Consider the following 17778-nt stretch of genomic DNA (forward strand, 5'->3'; position numbering starts at 1 on the left):
CAAGAATGTTCCCTATCTGATGCGTCATTTCCTTGCATGGTTGATTGCGTGCGCTGCAATGCTGGCGTTGGGCACTCCTGCTGCGGCGCAGGATATTCCCGCATCGCCGCGCTATGGCAGCGCGAATATCGCCGCCGAATTGTTCGCGGAAGGAGATTTGCGCGCGGGCGAGACGCTCTGGCTGGCGCTGCGGTTTACCCCTTCGAGCGAGGAATGGCACGGCTATTGGTCGAACCCCGGTGATGCCGGGCAGGGAATGCAACTGGTCATTCCCGTCCCGGAGGGATGGACAGTGGGAGAGCCGGTCTATCCCGTCCCCGAAAGGCTGCTGATCAGCGGCCTGATGAACCACATTTACAAGGGCAGCTACACCGTGCTGGTCCCAGTTGAGGTCGGGGCGAGTGCTGGCACATTCGATATGGACGCGTTGACCGTCTATGCCGAATATCTTGCCTGCACGGACCGGATTTGTGTGCCGCAGGATGCGATCCTGACCGCGCAGCCGGGCGGCGATTTTGCACGCTGGCGGGCCGAAATTGCGCCGTTGATCGATGCGCGGGCGCGGTTTGAAATTGCGGGCGATACTATGCGCATCGCGGTGCCGCTTCCCGTTAGTGTAGTCCTTCCGCAGCCGCATGTGTTTGTCGCCAATCCGCAGCTGGCCGATTACGCCGTTCCGCAGACCTTTCGGCGGTCGGGCGACCTTTTGATCGCAGAGATTCCGCTCGATCAATATGGCACGGGTCAGGCAGATGCGCTGGCAGGTATTCTGGCCTTTGGCGATGGTCCGGGCGTGCGCTTTGTTGCGGGTCCGGGAGCGGTCCCGGCGGGTGGTGAGATTATTGCGGGGCCGGTGGGCGCAGTTACCCCGCCGCTATGGACGCTGATCCTGGGCGCGCTGGCGGGCGGATTGCTGCTCAACATTATGCCCTGCGTGTTCCCGATCCTGAGCCTGAAAGCCTTGAGCCTCGCGCGGGCAGGCGGCAGCGAGTCGCAGGCGCGTTCCGAAGGGTTGGCCTATACCGCTGGGGTTGTGTTGGCCTGCGTGGCGCTGGGCGCGATCATGCTGGCCCTGCGTGCGGCGGGTGAGCAGGTCGGTTGGGCGTTTCAGTTGCAGGAACCGGGCGTGGTGGTCGCGCTGCTGGTGCTTGCAGTCCTGATAACCGCCAATTTCGCAGGCGTGTTTGAATTGCCCTCGTTCAGCGTGACGAGCGGAGGCAAACCCGCCGGAGCCTTTGCCACCGGTCTGCTCGCCGCTTTTGTCGCCACGCCGTGCACGGGGCCGTTCATGGCGGCGGCGCTAGGCGCAGCGTTGCTGCTGCCGGTGGGACAAGCGTTGCTGCTGTTTGCATTGCTGGGACTGGGGCTGGCCCTGCCGTTCCTATTGCTTGGCTTTATCCCGGCCTTGCGGCGGATGCTGCCCCGGCCCGGTGCATGGATGGAAAAGTTCAGGCGGATCATGGCGATCCCGATGGGCCTGACCGCGCTCGCGCTGATCTGGCTCACCGTGCAGATTGGCGGGCGCGGCTTTGCGCTGTTTGCGCTGGTTATGGTGTTCGGGATTGTGCTCGCGCTGTTCGTTGTGGGGCGCCTGCAACGTGCGGGGAAGCTGGCGTGGCCGGCCTTTGGCCTGATCGCGGCGCCGTTCCTGATTTTTGGAGCCTTTGCGCTCCCGTCCAGCTATAGTGCGGGCGGCGATGCCTCTCCCGCACAAAGCCTGCTTGCACCGCAGGAATTCTCTCGTGATGCGCTGGCCGCGGCGCGCGCGAGCGGTAAGCCGGTGTTCGTCTGGTTCACTGCCGATTGGTGCGTCACTTGCAAAGTCAATGAAAGCGTGGCGATCGAGCGCGAGGTGACCGCGCAGGCGTTTACGGATGCCGGTGTCATCGCCATGGTCGCCGACTGGACCTTGCGCGATGAGGAAATCACTGGGTTCCTGACGCAGCAGGGCGTCGCTGGAGTGCCGCTCTACCTGTGGTACGAACCGGGAGCAGAAGGCGAGCAATTGCCGCAGGTGCTCACCGCAGACATGCTGATTGAGCGGGCTTCGGCACCGCGTTAGGCGCCCCGGCAGCGTTCGATCAATTCCATTGGCAATGTGCTGGGGTTGACGGTCACCATACCCGCGCCCGGCACCGTCACGGTCAATTGGCGCGGCCCGGCCAGCGGTTCCCACAAGGTCATGCCCGCAGGCGCGCGGCCCTGCCAGACGCTTGCGCCATTGACCTTTACAGCATCGACCGCGATCCGCCCGATATGGCCATTGCCCACCAGCGCCAGCAGCGCGCCCGCGCCGCTGTCGGCGGGACTGATCCGGGTGATTTGTAGCGCGGGAAGCTCCCCCGGTTCATCCAAACATTCCAGCGCGAGCAGCGCCGGATTGCCGGGGATGCCGTAAATCAGCCGCCCTGCATGCGCCGGGCTGTGGGCCCACACGGCCCCTTTGGTATCCGGCGAAGGCAGCGGCGCAGAGGCGAATGTCGGCTCAGCAGCGGGCGTCGCGCGGCGCAAATCCGCATCGGTGGGCGGCGGCTTGCAGGCGGCGATCGTTGCAGTCAGGGCGCATATTACAGCAGCAGCAATTGTCCGGTTCATAGCCGCGCCATGGCACAGTTGCAGATGCAGGAACATGCGGCAGCGCTGGGCTATCCGCAATCCGATCAGTCTGCGGCGGGCTTTACGAACTTCATGACAAATCGATCAGTGTTGCCGCGAATGCCCGGAGCGAACACGCTGACCGAAAGATCATCATCGGGATTGGCCAACAGGTCGCTTTGATCCGCCAGCACGAAACCGGCGCGTTCGAAATCGGCGCGCACCACGGCTGGGTCGATCCGGTGGGTCTTGTCCACCCCTTCGCGTGTGTCGCCGGGCGCGCCCGTGTGGTCGATAATTCCGACAATCCCGCCCAGTTTCATCGACGTATAGAGCGCTGCGACAAAGGTGTCAGGATCGGTAAAGGGCACGCTGTATTGCTCGGAAACCCAGTAGAGGTCATGGTAATTGAGGCTCATGATCGCGAAGTCGAAACTGCTCGCCTGATAGGTGAAGGCTTCGAAAGGATAGTGAACCAACGAGACACCCGGCGCTCGTTCGCTCAGAGCGTTCCAAGCTGCGTCTGCTGCTTCTCCGCCGCGAAATTGCTGCGGTTGCAACGCCGCGACCGAACCGGATGGTGCGACAACATGCGCCATGATTTCGGACCAGTATCCTTCGCCGGGGATCAGGTCAGCTGCTGCCATGCCGGGTTTGAGGCCGAGGAATGCGAGCACTTCGGCAGGCTTGCGCCCTTCGTCCAACGCGCGCGCCTCTGCGGGCCGGTCAGGCGCGGCGACAGCGGCGTGTATGGCGTGGACTTGCGGGGTGTGTTCGGCGTGTGCGGAGTGCGCAGAGTGATCGGCTTGGCTCTGCGCCAATACGGCCCCGCCGCCAAGAGCGAGGGCGGATCCGGTGAAAAGTGCGAGCATGGTGCGGTTCATGGCTGATTCTCCCCTTTTCACAGACAAAACGCGCGCGCGGCAAGCGAGACAAGTAGCCTACGATGAAGAACTTTGGCGCTCGACCAACGGCCTTGGTGGGCGTTCAGGCGGCGCGGGGTTGCACGGTTAATTGCAGGCCCAGCGCGTCCAACACACCTAGTAGGGTTTCCAGAGTTGGGTTCCCATCTTCCGATAAAGCGCGATAGAGAGCCTGACGACCGAGGCCCGATTTTTGAGCGATCTCGCTCATGCCCTTCGACCGCGCGACATCACCCAGCGCTCGAGCTATGTACTTGGGATCATTCCCCTCCATCGCTGCTTCGAGATAATAGAGGATATCCTCCTCCGTCTCGAGGTAATTGGCTGGGTCAAACGGGCGAAGCTCCATCGGCGCTCTCGATCTCTTCCTTTAGCCGCTTTGCCTTGGCAATGTCGGCATTCTGCGTTCGCTTGTCGCCTCCGCACAGGAGAATGACAAGCTCTTTGCCTCGCTGGAAGAGATGCACCCGGTAGCCTGGCCCATAGTCGATGCGAAGTTCGAAGACCCCGTCCTTTACAGACTTGTGATCGCCGGAATTTCCATCGGCGAGGCGGACAAGGCGCATCACGATCTTCGCGCGCGCCCGCCGGTCTCGCAAAGAGTCAAGCCAATCCGAGAAGACCGGGGTTTCCACCAGCTCGTAGGCTTGTCCCTTATGGGGGACATTTGACGTCCCGTCAACTTGGCCCGTCACCTGAGTTCATCCAATCGAACCCAATCGTCGCTATCGGGTAATTTGCCGAACCAAAAGCGCCACCCATTTACGTTCGTACCGGAAATCGCGCTTGCCGCATCTGACGGGCTGGAGCGCACAACGCCATTCTGATCAACCCAACGACCGTCTCTGATTTCCGATTTGTACTGCACGCCTTTATATGTGGCTCGAAATAACGTACCCTCAGGAAAAATGAACCCGTTGAAAATAGCGGACGTTCCAGAGACGGAAGAGGCACCGCTATTACTGCCAGAAAGACTGCGAGCGGCAGAACGGCTGCCTGACCGACTCTTCTGCCGATTGGGCGAGCCTCCGTACCGCTCCGGGCCACTGCTATCCATGGGCAGCCGCAAGATACTGCGTAGCACGTCATTGTAGCTGTCCGCTTCTGATGTTCTTAGTGCGGTGAGAGCCTTGAAAACCTCAAAATCAATATCAATCTGCATTTGCGCACCTATCTATCTTAGATAGATTAGATAGAACACGACCCAGAAAGAGTCAACCCTAAGCCTTCCCACCCATACGCTTCGCCCGCACCTTCCCATACCGCGTCTTGCGCGTCCCCGGCTTGCCCTCGTTGCTCCGCCCGACAATCGGCGCACGTTTCTCGCCATCCGGGATGCCGAGTTCATCCGCCTCCAGCCGCCGGATTTCATCGCGCAATCTGCCGGCTTCCTCGAATTCGAGGTTGGCCGCCGCGTCGCGCATGCGTTTTTCGAGGTCTTCGATATAGGCCCGCAGATTGTGGCCAACCAGATTGTTGACCCCATCCTCGATCTCGACCGTCACGCTGTCCTGCGAAGCGGTGTGGGCGACGATGTCCTGAATATTGCGCTTGATCGTGGTCGGGGTGATGCCGTTTGCCTCGTTATAGGCTTGCTGCTTTTCACGGCGGCGGTCGGTTTCGGCCATTGCGCGTTCCATGCTGCCGGTGATCCGGTCGGCATATAGGATCACGCGGCCATCGACATTGCGCGCGGCGCGCCCGATGGTTTGCACCAGCGAGGTTTCGCTGCGCAGAAAGCCTTCCTTGTCCGCGTCCAGAATGCACACCAGCCCGCATTCGGGAATGTCGAGCCCCTCGCGCAGCAGGTTGATCCCCACCAGCACATCATAGACGCCCATCCGCAGGTCGCGGATCAGCTCGATGCGTTCCAGCGTTTCGACGTCTGAGTGCATATATCGCACCCGCACTCCCGCCTCGTGCATGAATTCGGTGAGGTCTTCGGCCATGCGCTTGGTCAAAGTGGTGACCAGCGTGCGGTAACCCTGCTTTGCGGTGGCGAGGCATTGCTGGATGCAATCCTGCACCTGATCCTCGACCGGGCGGATTTCGACCGGCGGGTCGATCAGGCCGGTGGGGCGGATAACCTGTTCGGCGAACACGCCGCCGGTCTGCTCCATTTCCCAATTGCCCGGCGTGGCGCTGACCGCAAAAGTCTGCGGGCGCATCGCGTCCCATTCGTTGAAACGCAAAGGGCGGTTGTCGATGCACGAGGGCAGGCGAAAGCCATATTCCGCCAGCGTGATCTTGCGGCGGTGGTCGCCTTTGGACATGGCACCGATCTGCGGCACGGTCTGGTGGCTTTCATCGACAAACAGCAGCGCGTTTTCGGGGAGATATTCGAACAAGGTTGGCGGCGGTTCGCCGGGCAAGCGTCCGGTGAGGAAGCGCGAATAATTCTCGATCCCCGCGCAGCTGCCGGTTGCGGCGATCATTTCTAGGTCAAAGTGGGTGCGCTGCTCCAGCCGTTGATGTTCCAGCAGCTTGCCTTCGGCTTCGAGCTCCTTCAGTCGCTCGGCCAGCTCGAATTTGATCGCTTCGGCGGCCTGTTTCATGGTCGGGCCGGGGGTGACATAATGCGAATTGGCATAGACGCGCACCTTGTCCAGCACCGCGCCTTTCTTGCCCGTCAGCGGATCAAATTCGGCGATTTCTTCGATCTCGTCGCCGAAAAACCCGATCCGCCACGCCATGTCCTCGTAATGGCTGGGGAACACCTCCAGGCTGTCGCCGCGCACACGAAAACACCCGCGTGTAAAGGCGGTGTCGTTGCGCTTATATTGCAACGCGACCAGCTTGCGTATCAATTCGCGCTGATCGACTACGTCGCCCATCTTGATGTCGAAAATCATCGCGGAATAGGTCTCAACCGATCCGATGCCATACAGACATGACACCGAAGCCACGATAATCACGTCGTCGCGTTCGAGCAGCGCGCGGGTGGCCGAATGGCGCATCCGGTCGATCGCCTCGTTCACGCTCGACTCCTTCTCGATATAAGTGTCGGAGCGCGGGACATAGGCCTCGGGCTGGTAATAGTCGTAATAGCTCACGAAATATTCGACCGCGTTTTCGGGAAAGAAGCTTTTGAATTCGCCATAGAGCTGCGCGGCGAGGATCTTGTTGGGGGCAAGGATCAGCGCGGGGCGCTGCAATGTGTCAATCACCTTGGCCATGGTGAAAGTCTTGCCCGAGCCGGTCACGCCGAGCAGCGTCTGGGTCTTTTCTCCAGCCTGCGCGCCTGCAACCAATTCGGCGATTGCGGTTGGCTGATCGCCTGCAGGCTCATATTCGGACACCAGTTTGAACGGTCGCCCCGGCATGGATTTTTCCGGGCGGTGGGGGCGGTGCGGGACGAAATCTTCGCCGGTCTCTGGCTCTGCCAGTCCGCGCCTGATGATTAGCTCTGACATGTTGCGGGATATGGCGTGATGATTGGCGGTTGTGAAGCACCGCTGCTGTGTTTAGCCTGAGCGCGGGTTCATGGGAGATATTTGCGATGAAGATTTGTTTGACAAATTCCGCGACGGCGCTCGGGCTGGCGCTGGCGCTCTCCGCTTGTGGCGGCGGCACCGGTGACGCCGATGCTGACGGCGACGGCACAATCACTCAGGATGAGGTCAACGCGGCGGTTGCCGATGTCAGCATCAATCCGGGCAATTGGGAAAACACGGTCGAATTTGTCGATGTGGAACTCGACGAAGCGGCGCTGCCGCCAGAGGCACGCGGGTTTATCGGGCCAGTGCTTGAATCGATGAAGGGTCAGGTCAACACCACGCAAAGCTGCGTCACACCTGAACAGGCGGCCCGGCCCGAAGCCGAGATGTTTTCAGGCAACGATAACGCCAATTGCGAATATGATCGCTTTTCGTTTTCAGGCGGCACTATCGACATGGCGATGACCTGCAACGATCCTGCCTCGGGTAAGGCCACGATCACCAGCACCGGGACCTACACGGCAGATGATTATGCGATGGATATGACCATCGCCATGGAAGGGACGGAAATGGGCGCAATGAAAATCACCGCCAGCAGCAAGGGCAAACGCACGGGCGAATGCGCCAACTAGGCAACGAGGCTATAATCGGCAGTGAAGGGCGGCAAGGGGTTTGCCCCGGTCGCCCTTTTGCTATCGCGCTGCAATCATTTGGAACCTTGGCGCTTCACCGCGCATTCACTCTGCGAAGGTAAGGAAAGGTTCGATGTCCAGCCGCGAAACCCTGTTTGAATATCCCAAGGCCGCCTTTGCGGAGACTGAACTCGCGCGGCGCATCGCGCTGGCGGCAGAGGATTATCCTGAACAGGAAAAGGGCAAGCCGCACCTGCTCCGGCTGCTGGGCGAGTTGGACCTGTTGATCGAACCGGCGCGGCGGGTGGTCCGTAGGCTGGATATACCGCAGGCGAAGCGGCCGCAGACGATCATTCTGATGCCGGGATTTGCCACCGGACCAACGCGGATGCGCTATATGGCGCGCAATCTGGAAAAAGCCGGGCACCGGACCAAGCGCTGGGGATTGGGGCGCAATTGGGGCGTGGCGGCGGATTCGCTGACCCGGCTTGAACAGCGGTTGGATGAAATCTGCACCCGCTATGATGCGCCGGTCGCGCTGGTGGGATGGAGTCTGGGCGGGCTGTATGCGCGCGAACTGGCTAAGCGGCGGCCCGAATGCATATCCCGCGTGATCACAATGGGTTCACCCTTTTCCGGCTCTCCGCGCGCCAACAATGTCTGGCGCGTGTATCAGGCGATTGCCGGTCACCGCGTGGATCAGGTGCCGATTGATGCCAATGTCTCGGTCAAACCGCCGGTGGAAACCATCGCCCTATGGAGTCCGAGCGATGGGGCGATTGCGCCCCGCAGCGCGGCAGGCCTGCCCGGTGAGCGCGACCGCGCCATTGCGCTGCGCTGCACCCATGCCGGTTTCACCTATTCCCCCGAAGCGATCCTGACGGTGCTGGCTGAACTCGACCGCGCGCAAAGCAATTAGAATGCTTTCCTTTTGTCCTTGCCGCGCTAGGATGAGCTTCACGGTTTTGTGCAATGCGGGGATCGATGGGGGATCACACCCAACAATTTGACGAGATGTTTGATGCGGGCGGCAACACGCGCCCCGCGTACACGGATTACTGCCGCTGGTACAATGAGCAGAACCCCGCCCTGTTAAGGCGCAAGAACTCCGAAGCGGATGAAAGCTTTCGCCGAACGGGGATCACTTTCAACGTCTATGGCGAAGATGAGGCGGAAGAACGCCTGATCCCGTTCGACATGGTCCCGCGGATCATCACCGCGGGCGAATGGCGGCGGCTGACGCGCGGCATCGAACAACGGGTCCGGGCGCTCAACGCGTTTTTGTATGATCTGTATCACCGGCAGGAGATTATTCGCGCCGGCCGGGTGCCCGAACGGCTGTTTCGGCAGAACGCCGCGTGGCTGCCCAATATGGTCGGCATGACCCCACCGGGCGGAATTTACACACATATTGTCGGGATCGATCTGGTGCGCACCGGGCCTGACGATTTCTTTGTGCTCGAAGACAACGCCCGCACGCCTTCGGGCGTTTCCTACATGCTGGAAAACCGCGAAACGATGATGGCAATGTTCCCGGATGTGTTCAGCCGGGTCGCGGTGGAAAGCGTGTCCAACTATCCGCGCCGCCTCGCGCGTAGTCTTGCTGCCTGCGCTCCCCCGGCATTTTCCGCGTCAGGCGGTGCCAAACCGATGGTCGCGGTGCTGACCCCGGGGATCTACAATTCGGCCTATTTCGAACACGCTTTCCTCGCCGATCAGATGGGCGCTGAACTGGTCGAGGGCAGCGATTTGCGCGTCGTTGATGGCCGGGTGCAGATGCGCACGACGCGCGGCTATACCCCGATTGACGTGCTGTATCGCCGGGTCGATGACGATTATCTCGACCCGCTGACATTTGAACCTGACAGCGTTCTGGGTGTGCCCGGCATCATGGATGTCTATCGCGCTGGCGGGATCACCATCGCCAATGCACCGGGAACGGGTGTGTCGGATGATAAGGCGATTTATTCCTTCATGCCCGAAATCGTTGAGTTCTATACTGGCGAGAAGCCGCTGCTGCCCAATGTCGAAACCTGGCGCTGCGCTGATAGCGATAGCCTCGCCTACGTGCTCGACAATATTGCCGATCTGGTGGTGAAGGAAGTGCATGGTTCGGGCGGTTACGGGATGTTGATCGGGCCAACCGCGACCAAGAAGGAGATCAGGGAGTTTCGCGCCAAGCTGGAGGCAAATCCTGAAAACTACATCGCCCAGCCGACTTTGGCGCTTTCGACCTGCCCGATTTACACCAACAAGGGGTTGGCCCCGCGCCATGTCGATCTGCGTCCCTATGTGCTGGTCTCGCCCGAAGGGATCGACATCACCCCCGGCGGATTGACCCGCGTGGCGCTCAAGAAAGGATCGCTGGTGGTCAATTCATCGCAAGGCGGCGGCACCAAAGACACTTGGGTGCTGAAAGACTAATGCCCGGAGCCCCCCCATGCTAGGCCGGACCGCCAATGGGATGTTCTGGATGTTCCGCTATCTGGAGCGGGCGGAGAACACCGCGCGGCTGCTTGATGCAGGACTGCGCATGGCGCTGACCCGTGATCTCGAAACGGCGGAGGAGGAATGGCGTTCGGTCATTGCGACGCTGGGGCAAAAGCCGCTCTACGAAGCGACGCATGACAGTTATGAAGGGTCTTCGGTTTGGAATTTTGTCCTGCGCGACAAATCCAACCCCGGCAATGTGCGCCAAATGTTTGCCGCCATGCGCAACAATGCCCGCACCGCGCGCACCAATATTTCCAGCCAAGTGTGGGAAGCGGTCAATGAAAACTGGATGAAGCTCGACACATTGCTGGCCCGCCCGGTCACTCAGGGGCAAGTCGGCGGAGTGGTGACGCGGTTGCGCCGCACGGGAACGCAGGTGCACGGCGCGCTCGACGGCACGATGCTGCGCGACGAAGGCTATCATTTTGCCCGCGCGGGCACCTTTATCGAACGCGCGGAAAGCACCGCGCGCATCCTTGACATGAAATATTATCTGCTGCTCCCTTCGCTGTCCTATGTCGGGTCGAGCCTCGACAGCGGGCAGTGGGATCAGGTGCTGCGATCAGTTGCCGGGGCCAGCGCCTACACCTGGCTCAACGCCGGAAGGATTGATGCGCGCGGGATCGTTGAATTTCTGGTGCTGGACGACCGGTTCCCGCGCAGTCTCGCTTTTTGCCGCAGTGCGCAGCGCGAACATCTCGCCGCGCTGTCGCGGATGCACGGGGTGGAGGGCCATTCCAACGCGCTGCTGCGGGAGGCCGACCGTGACATTGCCGGGATTACGGTCGAACAGATATTTGAACGCGGTCTGCATCAATTCCTGATCGATTTCACGGCGCGCAATGCGGCCATCGCGCAGGCCATCGGAGAAGATTACAGGTTTCTTGCATGAGGTTGTCCATCCGTCACACGACCCGCTATTCGTTCAAACAACCGGTGATCCACGCGCTGCAACGGCTGCGCTTGACGCCGAAGGAGACGCAGGGGCAGAAAATTCTCGATTGGACGATGATTTACGAGAATGCCCGGGCAGAGCTTGAATATGACGACCAGAATTTCAACACGGTAACGCTGGTCGGGGTCGATCCCGGGGCAAGTGAGGTCACCGTGACCTGCCGGGGCACAGTCGAAACGCAGGACAATGCCGGTGTCATCGGACGTCACGCAGGGCATATGCCCTTATGGAGTTTTCTCAGTCAGACCCCTTTGACGCGGCCGGGACCAAAACTTCGTGCCTTGATCCGGGACATTGGCGATCCATCCAAAGGGGCGGGAGCCAAATCGGCTGACGATGCGGCACGGCTCGATTACTTGCACGCATTGTCCGCGCGTATCCGCGAAAGCGTGGCGTATCAGACGGGTATGACCGGGGTGACGACCACGGCAGAGGAATCCACCGCACATGGCGCAGGCGTGTGTCAGGATCACGCGCATATCTTCATCGGTGCGGCGCGCGCGGCTGATATTCCGGCGCGTTATGTCAGCGGCTATCTGATGATGAACGACCGGATCGAACAGGAGGCCACGCACGCCTGGGCTGAGGCGCATATTGACGGGCTGGGCTGGGTCGGGTTCGATATTTCCAACGGCATCAGCCCCGATCCCCGCTATGTCCGCGTCGCCACCGGGCGCGATTACCGCGATGCCGCACCGGTCACCGGGATCAGCTTTGGCACGACCGAGCAGGTGTTAACCGTGGATGTCGCGGTGGAGCAGCAACAGGAAACCCAGCAGCAATAGGGCTTCCCGATGGGCTGCGCCTGCTCTAATCGCTCGGCTCTGACCTTTCGGAGAGACTCCAATGACCTACTGTGTTGGCATGATCGTCGATCAGGGCATTGTCCTGATGAGCGACACACGCACCAATTCGGGCGTCGATAACATTTCGGTGTTTCGCAAAATGTTCCATTGGCAGGTGCCGGGTGAACGGATGATTGCGGTCATGACCGCTGGAAATCTGGCAACCACTCAGGCGGTCATCAGCCAGCTTGAGGAACGCACCAAGCAGCCGGAAGAGCGGGAGACCACGCTGCTCAATGGGCCGACAATGTTCAGCGTGGTGAGCGAGATCGGCAAATTGCTGCACACGACGATCGATACTCAGCAGAAGGTCAATGGCGACCGGGGCAAGGGGCGCTTTACCGCCTCAATGATCGTCGCGGGACAGATCGCCGGAATGGAACCGCGACTGTTCATGATCTATCCCGAGGGCAATTTTATCGAGGCCAGCTGGGATACGCCGTTCTTTCAGATCGGAGAGACCAAATATGGCCGCCCGATCCTGATCCGCGGCTATGACCGCAACATGAGTTTCGAAAACGCTGTCAAATTGTTGATGGTGTCGTTCGATTCCACTTTGAAAGCGAACCTGTCGGTGGGACTGCCGCTCGATCTGTTGGTGATTGGCAAAGACAGCTTTGCCCCCACGCATCAGCACCGCGTAACCGCCGAAGATCCCTATTTCGACACGATATCTTCCAACTGGGGCGATGCCCTGCGTTCGGCATTCCATTCGCTGCCCGATTACAGTTTTGGTCCGGAAACAGGAACAGAGTCTGGTGGGGGCTGACGTTGGCCTGCTAACTTCTACCTAAAGGCGATTACATAGGGATAATATGGTTCGTTCCGGAGTAAATATTTGTAAGATTTCCGGGCTTTGACGTAAGGGTGAACCGCAGTTTGATCCAAAATGGGTTAGGTCAGGCGTGAATAAAATCCGGGGTGCGCGCAACACCCTGGCATGACCAGCAAAGCATCGCTTCACTTCATTGACTCCAACAGCCGCCACCGCGCGGAACTGGCAAGGGTTGGTTTCGCTCTGGGTCACCATGCCGAGGTGTATGGCGACCTATCCGAACTGTCGGTCCATCCACCGCGAGAGGGCATTATCATTGCTCGCGACGCACCGGAGGAAGGGGGCGTGGCGGTTATCCTCGAACGGCTCAGCCGGCTCGGCATCTGGTTGCCGTTGATCGCGGTCGATACGGACCCGAGGCCAGGTAGGATCGTCTCTGCGATCAAGGCAGGGGCGCTTGATTATCTGTCGCTGCCGCTGGAAACCGAGCGGTTCGAACGCTGCCTGCAACGCATCGAGAAAGAGGCCGAGGTGTTCGGCGCTGCCCGCCGCCGCATGATCGAAGCGCGCGACCTTATCTCCAGCCTTTCGGCGCGCGAACGCGAAGTGCTCGACTGGCTATCCGAAGGCAGCAGCAACAAGACCATCGCCCGCGAACTCGAGATCAGCCCGCGCACGGTTGAAATCCACCGCGCCAATATGATGCAGAAACTGGGCGCGCGCCATGCGGCAGAGGCTGTGCGGTTGAAACTCGAAGCAAAACTGGAGCCGAAGATAGAGCTGAATTGAAACAGATTTCGACCCCCCGATAGGGTAGCACCTGATCCCCTTTCGGTACCCACGCGGCTCTCGGCATCCATTTGCTGCCGGGGGCCGTGTTTGGTTTGCGAGTGCCTGATTCTGGATATGGCCGGCTTTCGGCACCCTAGCGGCAGAAACTTGATCCTGTGCCCTCAAGATGGAAATGGTCGGCGTGAGCGCGATTGTAATCCGGGCCCAGCACCGTGCCAAACCGTTTGCATGCGCTGGAATGGACCACGCGCAAGAATTCGCGCTCTGCCGCAGTGCCGCCGTCCCAGTCTTCGGTTAGCGAAATCCGCCTCCCGTCTTCGAGCACAAAGGCAGACACGTCGATCGCTTCTGCGCTGGCATGGGCAGAACGGCGCTGCGACCCGGCGACGTTGCGGCAGGAATAGCTGCCCATCGTCTCAATCCGGGCAAGCGGGCTGCCCAGCAACTGGCGCGCGGCACGGTCAACGCCAAAGCGCGCCCAATCGCCAAACGCGCTGGCCACGCGGCATTGCACTGCGCCGATATTACTGATGCCGAATTGCGAGGTGTCGCCCGCCAATGCGGACAGCTGCACGGTGCCCAATTTGTTGCATCCCGGCGCAGCATAGGTGTCTGGCAGGGGGTTGAACCGCGCCCCGGCGTTGCTGAGATTGGTTAGGCAAGCGGCATCTTCGGCGCGCGGCGCGACGCTCTGCGGGGCTGAGGCCATACGCGGCGGCGCGGTGCGTGTGTAGGTCTGGCTGGTGCCAGAAGGAGAGCTGGCAGCGGACCCGCCGCCTATTCCGCCGCTGTTGCCAGTCGGAATGATCGATCCGCATCCCGCCAATGCGAGTGCCGCAATCGCGGGCGTCATGGCCCTTAGAAATGCCCGGTGGTTCATACCTAAGGATGATTACCGGGAAAAGGTTAACGCCGCGGAAAGGCCTTATGCTAACCAAACCCTATTGCGCGGATCCGGGATTGTCCGTGGCAATAGTCGGATGGATGGTGGTCGTTGTTCAAGGCAACTCCTCGGCAATCTGCTCCCACAGCTCAATCTTGATTCCATTAGGGTCGAGTATCCAAGCAAACTTTCCGTAGCCTTCATCGGCACTGCCATGCATTTCAACCCCGCGCGATTTTAGAACTTCGACAAAACCATCGAGATCATTGACACGCAGATTGATCATGAAACTGCCAGTGCCTGGCTTGATATATTGATCGTCGGGAAAGTGGCTGATGAGCGAATAGGGATTGGGTTTGGGTTCATCTGCCCAGGCGAGCTGCGGCCCATATTCGCCGTCAATGCCCAGCTTGTCCCGATACCATGCGCGGGTCGCTTCGGGATCGGCAGCCACATAGAAAATACCGCCAAGGCCGGTCACGCGCGGTCCCGTTTTTTCGTTCATTGGATTGCCTCCCCAATTGATGTCTCTGAGTCCTCCTGCGCAGTGTGGACCAAGCTGAGGCGCAAATCAAAACCTTGTGGTGAAAGCAATCACGCTGTCAGGCAGCAGATCGAGCAAAGCGCTTTCGATGACCTTGTCAAATCCTGTCAGCACCATGACCCCGACCAGCATCAACGCGCCGCCAAACAGCGGCTTTGCATAGTGCGCCAGCCTGCCCAGAACCTTGCGCCGCTCGCCCATGGCGGCGCGCGATCCATAGGCAAAGGCGAGAATCGATACGGCCACGCCGAGGGCAAAGGTCAGAAAGATCAGGAAGCTCGCCGTCAGGTCCTTTCCCTGGCTGGCCGCTGCGATCGCCACGCCCAATGTCGGCCCCACACACGGTGCCCAGACCAGTCCAAGCAACATACCGATGGCGAATTGGCCCTGCCAGCCTGCGCCTCCGACCCGCTCAAGCCGCCGATTGCCGAAATTGGCGAGAGGGGCGGCGGCGGCAGAGAGCGCCGCCTGAGCTTGCGGCACGATCAGCACAATTCCCGCCGCCGTCAGCAGCGCGCCTGCCATCGAACGGACCAGTTGTTCGTCAATCCCGAGCGAATAGCCAAACGCGATCACAGTGAAGCCGAACAGCGTAAAGCTGACCACCAATCCGGCGGCCAGCGCGAGCGGTCCAAACCGGCTCTTGCCCAACGCCGAGGCGACAAGGATCGGCACCAGCGGCAGCACGCAGGGGTTCAGAATTGTCACCAAGCCCGCGACAAAGGAGATCAGCGCGCTGCCGAGCATGATGGTTCAGCCAGACCGGGTGCGCGTCCTTCAGAGCGCCCCGAGCACGACGCGGCGCAGCCGCGTGCGGTTTGTCTCTGCGACCGAGCGTGCAGCCTCGTTCATGCCCTTGAACACCAGCACGGTGGATTGGCGCGGGATGCGGTGCGCGCGCAGAAAGGCTTTCTCTTCGTCGAAATCGAGCTTTACGAACAGCACATCGTCGCTGGCCCGCTCCTTGCGCAATTCATCAAGGATCGGCGCCTGTGCGCGGCAAGTCGGGCACCAATCGGCATAGACATCAACGACGATGGTCTTACCCTTTTTCTGCGCCATCATGAAGCTTGCTTCATCATAGATCTGCCAACCAGCGGTGGTGGCCTGCGCATTCAATTGCATCGCGCCGACTATCAGCGCTCCTATCGCGGCGATGAGGACAAAGAGGCGGGTCATGATGCGTGCTCCAATGCGAGATACCGGTCAGAATACTGGCTGTTCTCAATGGAGTTCGCACCGCACCGCTGCGAAGTTACAGCGCGGGCTGCGGGCTTTTGGCCGGGGCGGCCTTGCTCACTGCGACAATCGCGATCCACGCAGCGATGAAACCGGGGACGATTTCATACAGACCCTCTCCGCCGACGAAGTTCGAATTGAGCCCCAGCGCGATCCACCCGCCGGTCACCAGCGCGCCCGTCACCAGACCCGCGACCGCGCCCGTGCCGGTCATTCCGCGCCAAGTTAGCGCCAGGATGATCAGCGGGCCGAACGCCGCGCCAAACCCGGCCCAGGCATTGGACACCAGGCTCAGCACTTGCGATTTGGGATCGCTTGCCATGACAATCGCCGCGAGTGCCACCAAGGCGACGCACACCCGCCCGACGTTCACCGCCTCGCGCTCGCTTGCCCGCTTGCGCAGAAACAGGCGGTAGAAATCCTCTGTCAGCGAGCTCGACGACACCAGCAATTGCGACGAGATCGTGCTCATGATCGCGGCCAGCAAAGCGGCGAACAGGAAGCCGGTGATAAACGGGTGGAACAGCAATTTGGACAGCACGATGAAGATCGTCTCCGCATCCTCCACCACCAGCCCGTTGCGCTCCGCATAGGCGCGCCCCGCGAGCCCCATGCCGACCGCTCCGATCAGCGCAATCGCCATCCAGCTGAGCCCGTAAGTGCGCGCCCGCGCCACCTGCTCCACCGACTTGATTGCCATGAACCGCACGATGATATGCGGTTGTCCGAAATAGCCCAGCCCCCATGTCACCGCGCTGATGAAGCCCAGCAGCGTCAGCCCCTCGGTCAGGCTCAGGAACCCCTCCACCGGCACATCGGCCAGCGATCCGCCCGCTTCGCCGCCGCTGCCGAACATCACCACCAGCGGCATCATCACCAACGCCACCATCATGATGATCCCTTGGACAAAGTCAGTCAGGCTGACCGCCAGAAACCCGCCCACCATCGTATAGGCCAGCACGATCCCGGCGGTGATGACGATGCCGAGCATGTAGTCGCTCAGCCCCGTATTGGGCAGCACCCCGGCAAAGGCGGTTTCGAACAGCTTGCCCCCGCCGACCAGCCCTGCGGCGGTGTAGACGGTGAAGAACACCACGATCACGATCGCGCTGATGACGCGCAGATTGGTGCCCTGATCGGGGAAGCGATTGGCGAGGAACTGCGGGATCGTCAGCGCATTGCCGTGTTCCTCTGTCTGAGCGCGCAGCCGCGGCGCGACCACCGTCCAATTGACCGCCGCGCCCACGAACAGCCCGATCCCGATCCACGCCGCCGACAGCCCGGTCAGATACAGCGCCCCCGGCAGCCCCAGCAGCAACCACCCCGACATGTCCGATGCCCCGGCAGACAGCGCCGCCACCGCTGGCGGCAGGTTCCGCCCGGCGAGCAGATAGCCCTCGCTGTCGGCGGTTGATTTGCGCCAGGCGTATAGGCCGATGGCGATCATGGCGATGAAGTAGAGGGCGAGGCTGGCAAGGGTTGCAGTGTTCATACCGCGCACCTCTATCAAGCCCGCCTCGCTTTGGCCACCGGGGCGCGGCAGCGGCAAATCCTACAGGATGGAACACATGGAACACAGTCCCTGGAGCAAAAATTCCCTCGATCAGAGGCGCAAAATTTGATCGAACGCCCCGATCACACCCGCAGACCTGCGCGGGTGCCAGA

Annotated in this window: 19 protein-coding genes; 8 read left to right on the top strand and 11 right to left on the bottom strand. The window is 60.8% G+C overall.

Annotation, left to right across the window (positions count from 1 at the left end; translation table 11 throughout):
• The first annotated feature begins 58 nt into the window (after nucleotides 1–58).
• Nucleotides 59–2062, top strand: coding sequence for a protein-disulfide reductase DsbD family protein (locus ACM64M_RS12900; protein WP_416229149.1), 2004 nt, complete (start codon nucleotides 59–61; stop codon nucleotides 2060–2062).
• On the opposite strand, the gene ACM64M_RS12905 is transcribed toward ACM64M_RS12900, so the two are convergent.
• The 6 genes from ACM64M_RS12905 to uvrB form a co-directional block, all read right to left on the bottom strand.
• Nucleotides 2059–2595: a hypothetical protein gene (locus ACM64M_RS12905; protein ID WP_416229113.1), complete on the bottom strand. Its 537-nt coding sequence runs from the start codon at nucleotides 2593–2595 to the stop codon at nucleotides 2059–2061. The two genes, ACM64M_RS12900 and ACM64M_RS12905, sit on opposite strands and share 4 nt — an antisense overlap.
• Before the next feature lie 65 nt (nucleotides 2596–2660).
• Nucleotides 2661–3479, bottom strand: coding sequence for a class I SAM-dependent methyltransferase (locus ACM64M_RS12910; protein WP_416229114.1), 819 nt, complete (start codon nucleotides 3477–3479; stop codon nucleotides 2661–2663).
• 103 nt (nucleotides 3480–3582) lie between these two features.
• On the bottom strand, nucleotides 3583–3867 hold the full coding sequence (locus ACM64M_RS12915) for an addiction module antidote protein (RefSeq protein ID WP_416229115.1): 285 nt from the start codon (nucleotides 3865–3867) through the stop codon (nucleotides 3583–3585).
• On the bottom strand, nucleotides 3848–4213 hold the full coding sequence (locus tag ACM64M_RS12920; RefSeq protein ID WP_416229116.1) for a type II toxin-antitoxin system RelE/ParE family toxin: 366 nt from the start codon (nucleotides 4211–4213) through the stop codon (nucleotides 3848–3850). The genes ACM64M_RS12915 and ACM64M_RS12920 overlap by 20 nt, the downstream gene beginning before the upstream one ends.
• Complete coding sequence (locus ACM64M_RS12925; protein WP_416229117.1) at nucleotides 4210–4680, bottom strand: hypothetical protein; 471 nt, start codon at nucleotides 4678–4680, stop codon at nucleotides 4210–4212. Before ACM64M_RS12925 ends, ACM64M_RS12920 begins: the two co-directional genes overlap by 4 nt.
• A gap of 58 nt (nucleotides 4681–4738) precedes the next feature.
• The gene (uvrB, locus tag ACM64M_RS12930) at nucleotides 4739–6931 is read right to left on the bottom strand and encodes an excinuclease ABC subunit UvrB (protein WP_416229118.1); all 2193 of its coding nucleotides are present in this window, start codon (nucleotides 6929–6931) and stop codon (nucleotides 4739–4741) included.
• Nucleotides 6932–7029: 98 nt separating this feature from the next.
• On the opposite strand from uvrB, the gene ACM64M_RS12935 reads away from it, so the two are divergent.
• From ACM64M_RS12935 to ACM64M_RS12965, 7 genes are all read left to right on the top strand, one after another.
• On the top strand, nucleotides 7030–7587 hold the full coding sequence (locus ACM64M_RS12935) for a DUF3617 domain-containing protein (protein WP_416229119.1): 558 nt from the start codon (nucleotides 7030–7032) through the stop codon (nucleotides 7585–7587).
• A 133-nt stretch (nucleotides 7588–7720) separates the two neighbouring features.
• Nucleotides 7721–8506: an esterase/lipase family protein gene (locus ACM64M_RS12940; RefSeq protein WP_416229120.1), complete on the top strand. Its 786-nt coding sequence runs from the start codon at nucleotides 7721–7723 to the stop codon at nucleotides 8504–8506.
• Nucleotides 8507–8559: 53 nt separating this feature from the next.
• Nucleotides 8560–10011, top strand: coding sequence for a circularly permuted type 2 ATP-grasp protein (locus ACM64M_RS12945; RefSeq protein ID WP_416229121.1), 1452 nt, complete (start codon nucleotides 8560–8562; stop codon nucleotides 10009–10011).
• Between the two features lie 16 nt (nucleotides 10012–10027).
• Complete coding sequence (locus ACM64M_RS12950; protein ID WP_416229122.1) at nucleotides 10028–10972, top strand: alpha-E domain-containing protein; 945 nt, start codon at nucleotides 10028–10030, stop codon at nucleotides 10970–10972.
• Complete coding sequence (locus tag ACM64M_RS12955; RefSeq protein ID WP_416229123.1) at nucleotides 10969–11820, top strand: transglutaminase family protein; 852 nt, start codon at nucleotides 10969–10971, stop codon at nucleotides 11818–11820. Before ACM64M_RS12950 ends, ACM64M_RS12955 begins: the two co-directional genes overlap by 4 nt.
• Before the next feature lie 61 nt (nucleotides 11821–11881).
• A complete protein-coding gene (locus ACM64M_RS12960) occupies nucleotides 11882–12649 on the top strand; it encodes a peptidase (RefSeq protein WP_416229124.1) in 768 nt (255 codons plus the stop codon).
• Nucleotides 12650–12820: 171 nt separating this feature from the next.
• Nucleotides 12821–13444: a response regulator transcription factor gene (locus ACM64M_RS12965; protein ID WP_416229125.1), complete on the top strand. Its 624-nt coding sequence runs from the start codon at nucleotides 12821–12823 to the stop codon at nucleotides 13442–13444.
• A gap of 136 nt (nucleotides 13445–13580) precedes the next feature.
• On the opposite strand, the gene ACM64M_RS12970 is transcribed toward ACM64M_RS12965, so the two are convergent.
• The 5 genes from ACM64M_RS12970 to putP all read right to left on the bottom strand — a co-directional run bounded on the left by ACM64M_RS12970 (nucleotide 13581) and on the right by putP (nucleotide 17605).
• Nucleotides 13581–14300 carry an extensin family protein gene (locus tag ACM64M_RS12970; RefSeq protein ID WP_416229126.1) on the bottom strand — a complete coding sequence of 240 codons (720 nt, stop codon included), beginning with the start codon at nucleotides 14298–14300 and terminating at the stop codon, nucleotides 13581–13583.
• Between the two features lie 145 nt (nucleotides 14301–14445).
• A complete protein-coding gene (locus tag ACM64M_RS12975; RefSeq protein ID WP_416229127.1) occupies nucleotides 14446–14835 on the bottom strand; it encodes a VOC family protein in 390 nt (129 codons plus the stop codon).
• 66 nt (nucleotides 14836–14901) lie between these two features.
• Complete coding sequence (locus ACM64M_RS12980) at nucleotides 14902–15621, bottom strand: cytochrome c biogenesis CcdA family protein (protein ID WP_416229128.1); 720 nt, start codon at nucleotides 15619–15621, stop codon at nucleotides 14902–14904.
• A gap of 30 nt (nucleotides 15622–15651) precedes the next feature.
• Nucleotides 15652–16053, bottom strand: a complete 402-nt coding sequence (locus tag ACM64M_RS12985; RefSeq protein ID WP_416229129.1) for a thioredoxin family protein — start codon at nucleotides 16051–16053, stop codon at nucleotides 15652–15654.
• A 76-nt stretch (nucleotides 16054–16129) separates the two neighbouring features.
• Nucleotides 16130–17605, bottom strand: coding sequence for a sodium/proline symporter PutP (gene putP, locus ACM64M_RS12990; protein ID WP_416229130.1), 1476 nt, complete (start codon nucleotides 17603–17605; stop codon nucleotides 16130–16132).
• Nucleotides 17606–17778: the final 173 nt, after the last annotated feature.

The sequence above is a fragment of the Qipengyuania sp. ASV99 genome, from assembly GCF_047872805.1.
Classification (GTDB): Bacteria; Pseudomonadota; Alphaproteobacteria; order Sphingomonadales; family Sphingomonadaceae; genus Erythrobacter.

Coding starts and splice junctions, on each gene's coding strand:
- ACM64M_RS12900 (WP_416229149.1), top strand. CDS start 59: ATGCTGGCGTTGGGCACTCCTGCTGCGGCGCAGGATATTCCCGCATCG.
- ACM64M_RS12905 (WP_416229113.1), bottom strand. CDS start 2,595: ATGAACCGGACAATTGCTGCTGCTGTAATATGCGCCCTGACTGCAACG.
- ACM64M_RS12910 (WP_416229114.1), bottom strand. CDS start 3,479: ATGAACCGCACCATGCTCGCACTTTTCACCGGATCCGCCCTCGCTCTT.
- ACM64M_RS12915 (WP_416229115.1), bottom strand. CDS start 3,867: ATGGAGCTTCGCCCGTTTGACCCAGCCAATTACCTCGAGACGGAGGAG.
- ACM64M_RS12925 (WP_416229117.1), bottom strand. CDS start 4,680: ATGCAGATTGATATTGATTTTGAGGTTTTCAAGGCTCTCACCGCACTA.
- uvrB (WP_416229118.1), bottom strand. CDS start 6,931: ATGTCAGAGCTAATCATCAGGCGCGGACTGGCAGAGCCAGAGACCGGC.
- ACM64M_RS12940 (WP_416229120.1), top strand. CDS start 7,721: ATGTCCAGCCGCGAAACCCTGTTTGAATATCCCAAGGCCGCCTTTGCG.
- ACM64M_RS12945 (WP_416229121.1), top strand. CDS start 8,560: ATGCGGGGATCGATGGGGGATCACACCCAACAATTTGACGAGATGTTT.
- ACM64M_RS12950 (WP_416229122.1), top strand. CDS start 10,028: ATGCTAGGCCGGACCGCCAATGGGATGTTCTGGATGTTCCGCTATCTG.
- ACM64M_RS12955 (WP_416229123.1), top strand. CDS start 10,969: ATGAGGTTGTCCATCCGTCACACGACCCGCTATTCGTTCAAACAACCG.
- ACM64M_RS12960 (WP_416229124.1), top strand. CDS start 11,882: ATGACCTACTGTGTTGGCATGATCGTCGATCAGGGCATTGTCCTGATG.
- ACM64M_RS12965 (WP_416229125.1), top strand. CDS start 12,821: ATGACCAGCAAAGCATCGCTTCACTTCATTGACTCCAACAGCCGCCAC.
- ACM64M_RS12970 (WP_416229126.1), bottom strand. CDS start 14,300: ATGACGCCCGCGATTGCGGCACTCGCATTGGCGGGATGCGGATCGATC.
- ACM64M_RS12975 (WP_416229127.1), bottom strand. CDS start 14,835: ATGAACGAAAAAACGGGACCGCGCGTGACCGGCCTTGGCGGTATTTTC.
- ACM64M_RS12980 (WP_416229128.1), bottom strand. CDS start 15,621: ATGCTCGGCAGCGCGCTGATCTCCTTTGTCGCGGGCTTGGTGACAATT.
- ACM64M_RS12985 (WP_416229129.1), bottom strand. CDS start 16,053: ATGACCCGCCTCTTTGTCCTCATCGCCGCGATAGGAGCGCTGATAGTC.
- putP (WP_416229130.1), bottom strand. CDS start 17,605: ATGAACACTGCAACCCTTGCCAGCCTCGCCCTCTACTTCATCGCCATG.